The organism is Peribacillus frigoritolerans (assembly GCF_004358755.1).
Taxonomy (GTDB): Bacteria; Bacillota; Bacilli; order Bacillales; family Bacillaceae; genus Bacillus_P.
Genome location: NZ_SMZY01000001.1, coordinates 1,238,812 through 1,251,432 on the forward strand (window position 1 = coordinate 1,238,812; position 12,621 = coordinate 1,251,432).

At 40.1% G+C, this 12,621-nt stretch carries 15 protein-coding genes; 11 read left to right on the forward strand and 4 right to left on the reverse strand.

Going from position 1 to position 12,621, the window contains the following annotated elements; genetic code table 11:
* Position 1: 1 nt before the first annotated feature.
* The 11 genes from E2R53_RS06425 (at position 2) to E2R53_RS06470 (ending at position 8,546) form a co-directional block, all read left to right on the forward strand.
* A complete protein-coding gene (locus tag E2R53_RS06425) occupies positions 2 to 1,063 on the forward strand; it encodes a pyridoxal phosphate-dependent aminotransferase (protein WP_133310911.1) in 1,062 nt (353 codons plus the stop codon).
* Complete coding sequence (locus E2R53_RS06430; RefSeq protein WP_165970910.1) at positions 1,060 to 1,635, forward strand: bifunctional adenosylcobinamide kinase/adenosylcobinamide-phosphate guanylyltransferase; 576 nt, start codon at positions 1,060 to 1,062, stop codon at positions 1,633 to 1,635. The genes E2R53_RS06425 and E2R53_RS06430 overlap by 4 nt, the downstream gene beginning before the upstream one ends.
* Positions 1,632 to 2,390, forward strand: a complete 759-nt coding sequence (gene cobS, locus E2R53_RS06435; protein ID WP_133310913.1) for an adenosylcobinamide-GDP ribazoletransferase — start codon at positions 1,632 to 1,634, stop codon at positions 2,388 to 2,390. Before E2R53_RS06430 ends, cobS begins: the two co-directional genes overlap by 4 nt.
* The gene (locus E2R53_RS06440; RefSeq protein WP_133310914.1) at positions 2,342 to 2,959 is read left to right on the forward strand and encodes a histidine phosphatase family protein; all 618 of its coding nucleotides are present in this window, start codon (positions 2,342 to 2,344) and stop codon (positions 2,957 to 2,959) included. The genes cobS and E2R53_RS06440 overlap by 49 nt, the downstream gene beginning before the upstream one ends.
* Entirely contained in the window at positions 2,911 to 3,318 is a 408-nt protein-coding gene (locus E2R53_RS06445; protein WP_165970911.1) for a bifunctional adenosylcobinamide kinase/adenosylcobinamide-phosphate guanylyltransferase, read from the forward strand. The genes E2R53_RS06440 and E2R53_RS06445 overlap by 49 nt, the downstream gene beginning before the upstream one ends.
* A 303-nt stretch (positions 3,319 to 3,621) precedes the next feature.
* On the forward strand, positions 3,622 to 4,902 hold the full coding sequence (locus E2R53_RS06450) for an MFS transporter (protein WP_133311187.1): 1,281 nt from the start codon (positions 3,622 to 3,624) through the stop codon (positions 4,900 to 4,902).
* Between the two features lie 126 nt (positions 4,903 to 5,028).
* A complete protein-coding gene (locus E2R53_RS06455) occupies positions 5,029 to 5,553 on the forward strand; it encodes an SRPBCC family protein (RefSeq protein WP_133310916.1) in 525 nt (174 codons plus the stop codon).
* Positions 5,554 to 5,660: 107 nt separating this feature from the next.
* A complete protein-coding gene (locus E2R53_RS06460) occupies positions 5,661 to 6,452 on the forward strand; it encodes a nucleotidyltransferase domain-containing protein (RefSeq protein ID WP_133310917.1) in 792 nt (263 codons plus the stop codon).
* Between the two features lie 52 nt (positions 6,453 to 6,504).
* Positions 6,505 to 6,786 carry a hypothetical protein gene (locus E2R53_RS23520; RefSeq protein ID WP_286166092.1) on the forward strand — a complete coding sequence of 94 codons (282 nt, stop codon included), beginning with the start codon at positions 6,505 to 6,507 and terminating at the stop codon, positions 6,784 to 6,786.
* A 24-nt stretch (positions 6,787 to 6,810) separates the two neighbouring features.
* Positions 6,811 to 7,179, forward strand: a complete 369-nt coding sequence (locus tag E2R53_RS23525) for a hypothetical protein (RefSeq protein ID WP_286166093.1) — start codon at positions 6,811 to 6,813, stop codon at positions 7,177 to 7,179.
* A gap of 143 nt (positions 7,180 to 7,322) precedes the next feature.
* Entirely contained in the window at positions 7,323 to 8,546 is a 1,224-nt protein-coding gene (locus tag E2R53_RS06470) for a translocation protein TolB (protein ID WP_133310918.1), read from the forward strand.
* 652 nt (positions 8,547 to 9,198) lie between these two features.
* Here the strand turns inward: E2R53_RS06470 and E2R53_RS06475 are convergent.
* The 4 genes from E2R53_RS06475 to E2R53_RS06490 are packed head-to-tail and all read right to left on the reverse strand — an operon-like array spanning position 9,199 to position 12,603.
* Entirely contained in the window at positions 9,199 to 9,507 is a 309-nt protein-coding gene (locus E2R53_RS06475; RefSeq protein ID WP_286166094.1) for a Zn-ribbon domain-containing OB-fold protein, read from the reverse strand.
* Positions 9,508 to 9,512: 5 nt separating this feature from the next.
* On the reverse strand, positions 9,513 to 10,649 hold the full coding sequence (locus tag E2R53_RS06480; RefSeq protein ID WP_133310919.1) for a thiolase domain-containing protein: 1,137 nt from the start codon (positions 10,647 to 10,649) through the stop codon (positions 9,513 to 9,515).
* Complete coding sequence (locus E2R53_RS06485) at positions 10,646 to 12,127, reverse strand: class I adenylate-forming enzyme family protein (RefSeq protein ID WP_133310920.1); 1,482 nt, start codon at positions 12,125 to 12,127, stop codon at positions 10,646 to 10,648. The genes E2R53_RS06480 and E2R53_RS06485 overlap by 4 nt, the downstream gene beginning before the upstream one ends.
* On the reverse strand, positions 12,115 to 12,603 hold the full coding sequence (locus tag E2R53_RS06490) for a PPC domain-containing DNA-binding protein (RefSeq protein ID WP_133310921.1): 489 nt from the start codon (positions 12,601 to 12,603) through the stop codon (positions 12,115 to 12,117). Before E2R53_RS06490 ends, E2R53_RS06485 begins: the two co-directional genes overlap by 13 nt.
* Positions 12,604 to 12,621: the final 18 nt, after the last annotated feature.

Sequence of the window (12,621 nt, forward strand, 5' to 3'; positions counted from 1 at the left end):
TATGTGGCCACAGCACGGCGGTAAAACTGCAAGTATGAAAGCTGTTCTAAGAAATAAGGGAATTAAAGAGAAAGAGTTCATTGATTTTAGCGCCAACTTAAATCCACTTGGAACACCTCCGGCAATGCTTAAATCCATGCAAAAAAGCATCACTCAAACGAGTAATGTTTACCCTGACCCTGAGTATCCGGAAGAAAGAGCTATACTTGCTGCGTTTGAAGGGGTAAAACCTGAAAACGTTCTCCTGACAAATGGAGGAGCAGACGCTATTTTCCTTGCCGCAAGACTTTTCAAAAATGGGAAAGCAGGCATCTTTCAGCCTACATTCAGCGAATATAAGCGAGCCTGCCTAAGTAATGATCTTGAGGTGACCTATCTGAGCTATGAGGAGTTAGAGACCGCTTCCGGTAGGTTTAATAGCGATGTCCTGTTTTTGTGCAGACCCAACAATCCTACTGGAGATATCATTTCTAAGAAAGTGGTGATAAAACTCCTGGATTCCGCTTGTCTGAATGAACAAACAGTCATCATTGATGAAGCCTTCATTCATTTTACAGAAAGGGACGAAAGTCTGGAAGGCCTGCTGCAGTACTATTCCAATCTCATCATCATTCGCTCCCTCACCAAAATTTATGCAGTGCCGGGTATAAGATCAGGCTATCTATTGGCCAGTCATTCCATCATCAGGAAACTTGAAGCCATGTCCGTTCCTTGGAGCGTCAATTGCGCTGCTCTTGGCATGATTCATGCTTTGCCGCATACATACGATCATTTGGCAGAAACAAAAAAATGGCTGCAAGCAGAATGGCAGCATCTAAAAAAGGAGCTTCAAACTTTAAACTTCAGCGTTTCAGACTCAATGGTCAATTTTTATTTATTAAACGATCCGCTGCTTGAAAACCATGAGCCCCTGCTGCTGTTTCTTGCGAATGAAGGGATACTTGCAAGACATACAATGAATTTTCACGGCATAGAAGGGTCCTCTATCCGTCTTGCAATCAGGACACGAGAGGAAAATGAAACATTGCTTACTGCCTTAAGGAAATGGAGAAAGCAATCATGATTACCTTCATTTCAGGGGGAGCACGGTCCGGGAAAACCAGCTTAGCAGAAAGAATGGCATTGGATGCAGCTAAAGGTGAGAAACCCTGCTATATTGCAACCGCAGCTAAAGATACGGGAGAGGAAATGGCTGAGAGGATAGCGCTGCATAGAAGAGACAGGGGAAATGCATGGGTGACCATTGAAGAACCCTATTTTATTGATCAAACTCTTAAACACCGTCCTAATAAAGCGGTAATTTTAATAGATTGTTTAACCGTATGGACGAGCAGTTTAATGTTCAGTGAAAACCTTTCATCAAACGAAATAGCGAAGCGGTTAGAAAAGACATTATCTATTGCCCGAAAAAAGGAATTTAACCTTTTCATTGTGTCAAATGATGTAAATGAAGGATTTCCCATTCATCACAAGTATGTTGCGAACTATATAAGATGTCTTGAAGCCTTACATAAACTGACTGTCAAAGAAGCAGACACAGTACTTGAAGTCATCTGCGGAATACCAGTCGCCTGGAAAATCAATGGCGACCTGACAAAAAATGTTTCAATGATTTCATCTGGAGGACTAGTATGAAAACAATGATGTATGGAGCGATTCTTGCTCTGCAGTTTCTGACAAGGATCCCACTCCCGGTGAATTGCCCTATGGATCACAAAACCCTTAAATGGGCCTTGCGGTTTTATCCCTTCGCAGGCTTCGCAATAGGAGGAACACTGTATCTCGTATATTATTTATTGAACGGACTTCTTCCGCTCTATATCCTGACACTTGTCCTTGTTACTCTGTGGGTTTTCCTGTCAGGAGGTCTCCATTTAGACGGTGTCATGGATGTGGCAGATGCCGTTGGTTCAAACAGAAGTCCAGAAAAAAAGATGGAGATTTTAAAAGACCCGCGGGCAGGAAGCTTTGCGGTGCTGAGCGCTATTTTTTTGCTGCTTTGGAAAAGTGTGCTGTTATATGCAGTTTTAGATGCAAACGAGAACATTCTGTTTCTGCTGGCAATCCCCATGATGGCCCGGTTTCAGGCTTTATTGCAGCTTTTCTTTTTCCGTCCTTTTCAAAACAAGGGAATGGCGCATTACTGGAAACAGCATTTATCAAAGCGGGACGTGATCATCGGTGCATTCCTGCTTCTTCCATTTGCAGCCTTTCCGGTGACTTTTGCTATGATGTTTTGCCTGCAAATCTGCTTTTCTTATATCTTCGGAAAATGGGCTGTAAGACAGTTTCAAGGAATAAACGGAGACACAGTCGGTGCTTCGATTGAGGGGGCTGAGCTATGGAATCTTGCCGTTCTTTACAGCTTATTCTTATTCGGCATGGTTTGACGGAATGGAATAAAGAAAAACGATATATAGGCCACACGGACCTGCCTGTAATGGAAGATTCGTTTATAGAATATGAATCTCTAAAAAAAACTCTGCAAAACTATCTTCCTGATATTGTCTACTCGAGCGATTTACTACGTTGTCAGCAGACGGCAGCTTTTTTGTTTCCTGAAGAAGCCCCTATCAAAGACCCGCGCTTGCGGGAAATCAGCTTCGGGATATGGGAAGGCAAAACCTATGAGGACCTAAAAAATGATTTCCATTATTCCAGCTGGCTCGATAACTGGGAAATTACCAGCACGCCTGGGGGAGAAAGCGGCATCGCATTTCATAAACGGGTTTCTTCTTTCTTATCGGAGGTTCTTAAATCCAAACTTAGCAGCGCAGCGATTATGACTCATGGAGGGGTGATTAGAAAAATCGTATCTGACCTTGTTCCCGAAGCTACATTCTGGGACACTTCTGTATCTTTTGGAAAAGCCATCGTACTTGAGCTGAGAGCAGAAAGGGGGAAATGGAAATGCATCTCATTATCGGAGGAGCCTTCAGCGGGAAAAGAGCCTTTGTGAAAAGCAAATGGCACGATGCCTCGTGGATTTCAGCATATGAAGGCCGCCAAATGCTGCAGTGGAAAGAAGATCATTCTTCAAAAGCACCGCTTGTTTTGGAAGGATTCGAACAATGGATCATGGAAGACCACAATGATGCTTCTAAACTTAGAGGAAACTGCCGAATTTATTTAAATGAATTGGCCGTTCTTGAGAGAGAAGTTATTTTGATTATGCTGGAGACCGGAAAAGGCATTGTTCCCATTTCAGAAAAGGAACGGAGGACAAGAGACCTTTTAGGCTGGATTCAGCAGGATGCTGCAGCATTATGCAAGGATGTTTACCATGTCTGGCATGGGTTGGCTAGAAAAATCAAATAATCGATTAAAGAAGGGGCCTTGCCCTTTTTTTGTTTAAGAAAAATTAATCTCTCTAAGTTCCAAAAATCGTATATAATTTTCTTTGTATCTTCTCAAGATCTCTTTTTTTAATGAAAAGCAGGAGGGGTTTATAGGGAAAGAACAGAATATAAATGACGAATGATTTTGAGAAATGACATTATATTTAGAAAGTGTGTGTTGTTTCTTGGTCTGAAATGATAGACGAAAGGGGAACATGGGGGTAAAACGATTTATTTGCATCATTAATGCAAGAATTTTTCAAGCAGGAAAGGCATGATGAAAATGGAAAAAAACATAGCTGAAGCTTTGCCAGCACACGGGAAGTCTTCAGGAAACTTATTTAAAAACAGGATCGTACTTGCGATCATGGGCTCGAACTTTTTGCTTCAGCTTGGCATTTGGATCAGAAACTTTGCCATCTTGTTATATGTTACTGATCTTACCAGCAATGATCCAGTGTATGTTTCCCTTATTTCGATTGCAGAGTTCGCACCTATTTTTATTTTCTCGATTATCGGAGGGACATTTGCCGACAGATGGAAGCCGAAACTTACCATGGTATGGTGTGACGTACTCTCAGCCGTATCGATCTTTGTTGTTCTGATGACTCTAGTTTACGGTTCATGGCATGCCATCTTCTTTGCAACATTGGTTTCCGCGATTCTTTCGCAATTCTCCATGCCATCAGCTATGAGGCTGTTAAAACAGCACGTACCTGAAGAGCAGCTGCAATCTGCTATGGCTATCTTTCAATCCTTAATGGCTGTATTTATGGTCATTGGTCCAGTAATCGGAACTCTTGTTTACCAATCATACGGCATCTATACCTCAATCATTGTGATGGGAGTTATGTTCCTTTTATCCGCTGCCGTTTTGACCTTCTTGCCGCGTGATCTTGAAAAAGTCAAAACTGAAGAAGAATCAAGTTTCAAGAAGGAACTTGCAGACGGCTTCCGATATGTCATCGGGAAAAAAGTTCTGACTACAATGGGCGGCGTTTTTGCAGCCTGCGGTCTGGCAGTCGGATTAATTTCTCCGCTGATGATTTTTATTACAATTGAAAATCTTGGTTTGTCCAAAGATTATCTGCAGTGGCTGATTATGGCGAATGGAATTGGAATGCTTGCCGGCGGCGGAATTGTCATTGCTTTTTCTAAGAAAATCTCGCCGCAAAAGCTTCTTGCAATCGGAATTTTCTCAAGCATGATCTTTACCATCAGCATCGGATGGTCAACGAGTTTTCCGCTCACCATTGGTCTACAGCTGTTAAACGGAATGTTTTTCCCATGTATCCACATCGGAATCAATACGCTGATTCTTAAAAATACAGATGAATCATTTGTTGGCCGTGTTAACGGTGTTCTTAACCCGCTGTTTATGGGGATGATGGTTGCCGGCATGTCTTTATCAGGTCTCCTTAAGACACCGCTGACATTATCAGGTGTTTACACAGTTTCAGGCGTACTGTTCTTACTTGGAACACTGCTGATTCTCCCGTTATTTAAATTAAAAGAAGATACAATAGTATCTAATCAAGTTGTGCATGTTGGTGAAGAAAGATAATAATGTGTAAAAAGTGCTTCCGTCAGATGGGAGCACTTTTTTATGTATGCTGATACATCATGCAGGAATTATTGAACAGCAGGCAGAATGACATAGGGTAAAATCAATTTCTGGGAGGAATCTGATATGTCATCAAACAAAGGGATCGTCAACATGACATCACGTATTGAAGGCAAAGAATTGATTATGGAGAGAACCTTTCATGCACCTAGAGAACTTGTATTTAAAGCATTCTCAGACTCGAAGCTTTTGGAAAGCTGGTGGGGGCCGGAAGGATGGAAAACAGAAAATAAAACGTTTGAATTTAAACAAGACGGTGTTTGGCACTACTGCATGCGCTGCGAAGATAAAAACCAAGGAGAATTTTACGGGATGGAATCTTGGGGCAAAGCTATCTATAAAGAAATTGCCGAACCTGAAAAAATTGTCTATGTCGATGCATTTTCCGATAAAGACGGCAGCATATCAGATCAAATGCCTGAAATGATTATTACCATGCACTTTGACGATTCGGGCGAAAAAACAAAACTCACAGTCCGTTCCCAATTCTCATCAGAAGATGAACTGAAGAAAGTCGTTGAAATGGGAGTCGAAGAGGGTATGGCCTCTCAGTTTGACTGTTTGGATGAAGTGCTTGCAGAAAGGAAATAAGAAGGTTAAGAAGAGGCTGCTTCGGCAGTTTCTTTTTTCATTTAATCATTTAGAGAATGAAAACGGTCATGTATACTTAAAAGAAAAACCATTAGGGAGATTACAACATGAAAGATCAGATCCTGGAAGTGCTGAAAGAAATAGAAGTAAGTCATCAGGTAAAAATTCTTTATGCCTGCGAATCCGGCAGCAGAGCATGGGGCTTTCCTTCAAAAGACAGTGACTATGACGTTAGATTTATCTATATACATAAACCGGAACATTACTTAAGCATTGATCCCGTAGGTGTCGGCTCCAATCGTGATGTGATTGAACGTCCGATAAATGACATCCTGGATGTTTCAGGCTGGGACCTGACAAAGGCGCTTAAGCTTTTCCGAAAATCAAATCCGCCTCTAATGGAATGGATGAAATCTCCGATTGTTTATTATCAAGCTTTTTCAACAATTGATAAAATGGCAGCTCTGCAAACAGAGGTATTTACACCTCATTCAGCCATTTATCACTACTTAAATATGGCGGGGAATAACTACCGCGAGTATCTGCAAGGGGATACAGTGAGAATAAAAAAATACTTTTATGTACTTCGGCCCATACTTGCAGCCAGATGGATTGAACAGCTCGGCGATTTTCCTCCTATGGAATTTCAAGTGCTCCTGGATAAAATGCTGCAAGGCGGTTTGCTTAAAGATGAAATTTTGACTTTGCTAAAGCGGAAGATTAGCGGAGATGAATTAGACAGAGAACCTAAAATTGATGTTGTTAATGGGTTTTTAGATTCTGAGATCATCAGACTTAAAGAGTACGCAAAACAACTGAACTTAAAGAATGAAGATCCTACTTCAAAATTAAACATAATCTTCAGGGACACGCTTAAAGAGGTTTGGCAAGCAAAATAGGCAGTAAAAACGTCTCACATCAATGCAGTTATTTTGAAAGAAGGCAGGAAATATGGAGATTAGCTGGAAAGTAATCACAGACAAGCATTCAAATCATTTAGATGAGGTTTTCAACCTTTATAACAGTACTTTTCCGCTCGAAGTAAGAGAGCCAGAATCCACTTTTTTAAAGGGCTTAGCCTATGCAGAAAATGAAAAGCTTAACACGTTTCGGTTTTTAGCGGGATTCGAAGGAGAGAAGATGGTTTCTTTTGCAACAGGACATTATTTAGCCGACGTAAACTCAGGCTTTATCGTTTACATTGTTATTAATCCCTCTGTAAGAAGCAAATGATTAGGTGCAAAGACACTATCGAAAATGGAAGAATTATTAAAAGAAGACGCTTTAGAAGCGGGGTATTTATCTCTTGAATCTTTGATCCTGGAAACAGAAACAGAGGAAATGGCGCATACAGCAGAAGAAAAGGAAGACTGTATTAAGAGAAAAATTTTTTTTGAAAGAAACGGCTACATCCAATTTGAAGAAATGAATTATCTGCAGCCTCCATTGCATACCAGTGACAGCAGCATCCCATTAAATCTGTATTTAAAAACCTTGAACGGTGCCGAAATAACGGTGAAAGAGGTTAAAGAAATTGTTAGAGCTATTTATAAAGAGAAATATGAAAAAGTGAATGAGATTGATAAAGGTGTGCTTACTAGTTGTTTAGATAAGATGGAATGTTAAACAAGTGGCATATTTACAAAACTCTTAGACAATTTCAGTCCGTCTGGGAGTTTTTTTATTTAATCGTTTTTCCATCGAATCAGGTTTGAAAGGCAACATGATTGCTTTGAAAGTGGACATTTTAAAAATAGGAGGGATGTTCAATGGGAATTAAAATTTTGTTTGTCTTCATCATAAGCTTTCTAACATGTTTACCGATTGCTTCCGCCGAAGTCCCGTATAAAGCTGCATTTATTCGAGATCGTCAGCTTTGGATGATAGAGAACGGCCAAGAATATCAAATTACAGCTGGCCGTTATATTTATGACCCAAAGTGGTCGTTTGATGGCCGTTTTATTGCATATTTAGACGGAGACAAAAATGGGGGAAAGATGTATTTGTTTATTTATGATACTAAACAGAAAAAGAGCTATCAGCCCTATACAACAATAGAAACAAGGAATTTCCAATGGTCACCATCCGCAAATATATTAGCTTACAATTCTTTCGGAGTGCTAAATATAACCAAAACAGAAAACGGGATCCCGAAAGGCTTTGAAAATGTATCTCTGGGAGTGAGCGATTTTGGCTGGTTTCCAGACGGAAAGTCATTCATCGTTTCATCACAAGCAGATTTATTGCCTACAGGCTGGGGACCTGTTCATTTTTTCAAAGTACCGGTGGATGCTCAGCTTGATACAACCAAAATTAAGCCATTTTATACGATTAAAACAAACACTTCAGACCTATTTGCAATTGATGCTAACTTTTTTAAATGGAGTTCAGATCAATCCTGGCTTAGCTTTCTTGCAACACCAACAGCCTCATGGTCAGCTGATAGCAATACGCTGTGTGTAATGTCGGCATCCGGGACCAATTTTCAAACTGTAGGAAAAATGCTGATTTATGAAGATTGGATAAAATGGTCTCCTGCAGAAAATAAACTAGCTTACATCTCCGGTGAAGGCAGGTTTTTTGTTCAAAATAAAAAAGCGGCCATAGCAGACATTCCAGCTGCAGCTAATCAAAAAGAATATACACCAGCAGGTTATGTGGATCTGGATATTGAATGGCTCTCTAAGGACGAAGTCATTGTTTCAAGAGCAAAAGAAAATAAAGAGTGGGAAGAAGGTCCAGTCCCGGAAATGTATACCTCTCTTTATGTTGTTAACATAAGATCAGGAAATCAAAAGCAGCTTACATACCCAAAGAAAAATGAAGCAGATACAAACCCACAAGTTGTTCATCCATATATTACTTGGTTCAGAAAAGGCAGCAATGGAGAAGTCTGGATTAAAAATGGAATACATGCTCCTGAGCAGCTATGGCTAGAGAATGTGGATGGGGATTTGACATTTTATAAAAAGAAACTGAATTATACTAACTGATCTTTTACAGCAAAACGCAAGAAGAGTTGTACCATTAGGAGGTAAATTATTTTTGATCGCCTTCTAAAAATTATCCATGGAGGGGTACCAGTTCGTTTATCATTTTTTCTAGTAGACATAATATATATTATAGGAAGTTATCTTTTTAAGTATGTAATCCGTCTCACTAGCTAAGTAAACTTAAGATAGTGAGACGGAACGAAAAATTTAAGCATTTCAACTTTTACTTCATTTACATTAAATACATTTATAATCATCATATAAATTTATGTTGATTATTTTTTAATTGAAAGTTTAATCTCGGATACTCTGGTTTACTACAATTGTTTGCTGCAGTTGCAAACACACAGTAAGTTGTAGGTTTGATCTTCATTTATTTCTTATATAACCTCTCTTGATTAGTTTACATAATAACACTGAGAATAAAACTTTTCTTTAGCGTGGTTCTTTTTTCATTTTGTATACAGCAGCATTTCTAATTACTGCATTTCATCTCTTTTTGTCTGAGAACAATTTTCTTTGTGATTATTTAGAACATAGTTTTATTAATTTTTTGTCTGTTTTCTTATTCAACTAACAAAAAAAGGATAATTCCATTAATCTGAAATGTAATTTACTCAGATTAATGGAATTATCCAGTGCTCATTGTCTTTTAAACTCGTGAAAAAGTGTATACATCCTCTTCGTACGAAAGCAATTCAACAGCATCATTTATCAATATCTCTTCTTTAATCCTCCCAGTAACTCGATCTCCAGAGTCCAGATCAACAACAACTATATAATAAGGTGTTAAATGTTTAAATTCTTCAGACGAGATATGAATCTTTGTGAACGAATAAACCTTGCCAATTCCTTTTGTTTGTTGCTGATTGAATTCTGTAGATTTGCAAGCTGGACACACAATTCTTGCGCGGACCGATGATTTACCGCATGCTGCACAAACAAACTTTTCAAAGTTCACCTTGATCACCGCCTATTCTCGAAAATATGGACTGTTGAATAAGAGCCTGTTCCACCTAAATTTTGCGCCAGTCCGATTTTTGCACCCGCTACTTGATTACATGCGTTTCCTCTTAATTGACTTACAATCTGATAAATTTGCGCAATTCCGGTTGCTCCGATTGGATGTCCGCGCGATAGCAATCCCCCGCTGGTATTAACCGGTACCTTTCCTCCGTGTTTTGTTAAACCCTGTTCAATCGCTTTCCACCCCTCCCCTTTATTTGCAAATCCCAGCGCCTCAATTGCCAGAATTTCAGTCATGGTAAAACAGTCATGCAGCTCAACGACATCTATATCTTCCGGACCAAGGCCAGCCAGTTCATAGGCTTGTCTAGCTGACTCTTTTATTGCAGTTATGGTCAGAAGGTCTTCGATTTCCTGCGCTTGAGTAGGTCCGGAAGCTTGGGATGATGAACGTACAATGATCCCTTTTTCTCCTCTGGTTAAAATAATCGCTGCGGCTCCATCTGTTATCGGCGAACAATCAAACAGTCCAAGAGGATCCGTTATCATCCTTGCATTCATCATTTCTTCCAGTGTTGCTGCTTCCCGGTATTGCGCTTTAGGGTTCTGAATGGCATAGTCCCGGTTTTTCTTAGCCACCATGGCTAAATGTTTTTTTGACGCATCTGTTTCATAAAAATACCGATTTGCTAAAATACCGAAGAATCCTGGAAATGTAAGACCCGCTTTTTTCTCATTGGATTCAGTGTCCATAGCACCGTTTATTGCCTGCATAACCGTTTCAGTTGATGCATGCTTCATTTTTTCAACTCCAGCGGCCAATACCGTGTCATAGACTCCGGCCCGTATCATTTCATAAGCATGCCTGAATGCGATTCCCCCGCTTGCGCATGCACCTTCCATCTTTGCAGTTGGAATTGGCCCTAAACCTAAATCATGCGCAATCACAGCACCCAGTATTTCTTGTTCAGCAAGAACACCCGACATGAAATTTCCGGCGAATACTGCGTCTATGCGTGGAAATTCTGCCTCCTTCAGAGCACTTAAACTGGCTTCTAACAGCAGATCTTTCACTGAACGGTCTCTATGTGTTCCGAACTTGGTCATTCCTATCCCTGATACCGCTACCTGTTTCATGCATTAACACCTCCGTAGAGCTGCTTTACTTCCCGTTTTAAAATTTTTCCATATGAGCTTTTTGGAAGCTGATCCAAAATCTGAATGACTTTTGGCTTTTTAAAGCTTGCCAAATGCTGCATGCACAGATTGATGAGCTCTTCTTCATCTGCTGTTTCACCATCTTTTAGAACAACGTATGCTGCGATCTTCTCACCCCATTGTTCACACGGCAGGCCGATGACACAGGTTTCTTTTACTGAAGAATGCTTATTCAACACTTCTTCTATTTCACGGGGATAAATATTCAGTCCTCCTGAAATAATGACCTCTTTTTTTCTGTCGACAAGGTGCAGGAATCCATTTTTATCTGCCCATCCCAAATCACCTGTATAAAGCCAGCCATCCTTTAATGTTTCTGAAGTGGCTTCTGGATTATCCCAATAGCCTTTCATAACGAGTGATCCCTTGCATATGATTTCACCGATTTTCCCCTGATCAACGGTATTACCAGCTTCATCAACAATTTTCATATCCACAAATGCCCCCGCTAAACCGCATGATTCCAAGTGATTTTCAAGCTCTTTTCTTGGCATAACCGTAATGGTCATCGGAGCCTCAACTTGACCATAGGTCTCAACGAATATGTCTCCTGCTTGTGATAAGGCTGCGCTCAGTTTGCTTGAAGCGATCGGAGAGCCTGCCATATTAATGGTTTTAACATACTGAAGTTTCTTAGGATCAAATGTTGAGCTTTGAAATAATAAATTAACAATCGTAGGAACTAAAAATATGACGCTTACTTTGTCCTTGTATATATCCTCTAAAAAATCTTCTGGATCAAATTTGTCATAAACAATTTGAGTTAAACCAAAGATCCATGAAGCGTGAGAAAGAAAATTGGAGCCGTGCGTCAATGGGGCAACATGGCCAATGACATCTCCCCATGTTATCTCACAAGCCATAGAAAGAGATATGGCACTTGAGATTATATTGCGGTGTGTCAGCATCACGCCTTTAGGTTTTCCTGTTGTGCCGGAGGTGTACATGATGGCAAATACATCATCTTCATTTATTTGCTCGGTAATAACAACCTTTTCTGTTTCTGCAAGCAGCCCCTCATATTGGTTCCCGACGCTGATTTTCCTAATGCCAGACTCTATCTGATCGAGAAGCTTATCTTCTCCAATGACAATTTTAGTCCCTGATTGCTTTAACATATACTCATGCTCTTTTGGATGCAGGCGATAATTAAGCGGAACTTTGATGAAACCGCCAAATGCACATGCCAGATCAAGTTCAATATGTTCTATGCGGTTTGACATTAACGCAGCTAACCGATCACCTTTCTTCATTCCCATGTTCCTAAGAATAGTTACAAGTTTGTAAGCACGTTCCCCTAATTGGGTATAAGTGAAGGAACGAAAACGATCTTTCACAGCCACTTTATGACCAAACTGAACAATGGCCTTTTGCGCATAACCAGCTATTGTTTCCATTCCGGCAGACCTCCTTTTCCATAAAAATTAAAAAGACGGAAGCCCATATCAGGATCTTTCTCTCTTTTAACAACAGCATTTGAAACAACAGCAACTGTAAATTCAATCGTAATGGCCACCTTATTTCCGCCTTCAATAAAGTGTCCTCCAGATATGGCTCCTGTCTCATCTATAAAGACACCATGACAATGGATATCTAAACTTCCATCTTCTTTGGTTCCTATAAAGCCCGTTCCAGTAAGCAGCTCGACAGGCTTTGCTTCATATATTGGATCTGTATAAGAAAGTGCGCCTTTCTCATGTTTAAGTTTCATATAGCTTATTTTTTTCAATGAACCTATACACGAAAAACTGCCTGCCTTTATGCCATGCAGTTCACACTGTCTTAAGATTCCTGTCAGCAGATCATCATCTTTTGAGAGCGCTCCTATCAGAACACTGCTCTCAGCATCATAAACTGAATGAGATTTCCGCATTTCCTTCCTCCTGTTCTT

What these genes read in the sequence shown, in the direction of transcription:
- E2R53_RS23525 (WP_286166093.1), top strand. Translation starts at nt 6,811, where the DNA reads ATGGAAGAATTATTAAAAGAAGACGCTTTAGAAGCGGGGTATTTATCT.
- E2R53_RS06440 (WP_133310914.1), top strand. Translation starts at nt 2,342, where the DNA reads ATGGAATCTTGCCGTTCTTTACAGCTTATTCTTATTCGGCATGGTTTG.
- E2R53_RS06450 (WP_133311187.1), top strand. Translation starts at nt 3,622, where the DNA reads ATGGAAAAAAACATAGCTGAAGCTTTGCCAGCACACGGGAAGTCTTCA.
- E2R53_RS06445 (WP_165970911.1), top strand. Translation starts at nt 2,911, where the DNA reads ATGCATCTCATTATCGGAGGAGCCTTCAGCGGGAAAAGAGCCTTTGTG.
- E2R53_RS06425 (WP_133310911.1), top strand. Translation starts at nt 2, where the DNA reads ATGTGGCCACAGCACGGCGGTAAAACTGCAAGTATGAAAGCTGTTCTA.
- E2R53_RS23520 (WP_286166092.1), top strand. Translation starts at nt 6,505, where the DNA reads ATGGAGATTAGCTGGAAAGTAATCACAGACAAGCATTCAAATCATTTA.
- E2R53_RS06485 (WP_133310920.1), bottom strand. Translation starts at nt 12,127, where the DNA reads ATGGAAACAATAGCTGGTTATGCGCAAAAGGCCATTGTTCAGTTTGGT.
- E2R53_RS06480 (WP_133310919.1), bottom strand. Translation starts at nt 10,649, where the DNA reads ATGAAACAGGTAGCGGTATCAGGGATAGGAATGACCAAGTTCGGAACA.
- E2R53_RS06430 (WP_165970910.1), top strand. Translation starts at nt 1,060, where the DNA reads ATGATTACCTTCATTTCAGGGGGAGCACGGTCCGGGAAAACCAGCTTA.
- cobS (WP_133310913.1), top strand. Translation starts at nt 1,632, where the DNA reads ATGAAAACAATGATGTATGGAGCGATTCTTGCTCTGCAGTTTCTGACA.
- E2R53_RS06490 (WP_133310921.1), bottom strand. Translation starts at nt 12,603, where the DNA reads ATGCGGAAATCTCATTCAGTTTATGATGCTGAGAGCAGTGTTCTGATA.
- E2R53_RS06455 (WP_133310916.1), top strand. Translation starts at nt 5,029, where the DNA reads ATGTCATCAAACAAAGGGATCGTCAACATGACATCACGTATTGAAGGC.
- E2R53_RS06470 (WP_133310918.1), top strand. Translation starts at nt 7,323, where the DNA reads ATGGGAATTAAAATTTTGTTTGTCTTCATCATAAGCTTTCTAACATGT.
- E2R53_RS06460 (WP_133310917.1), top strand. Translation starts at nt 5,661, where the DNA reads ATGAAAGATCAGATCCTGGAAGTGCTGAAAGAAATAGAAGTAAGTCAT.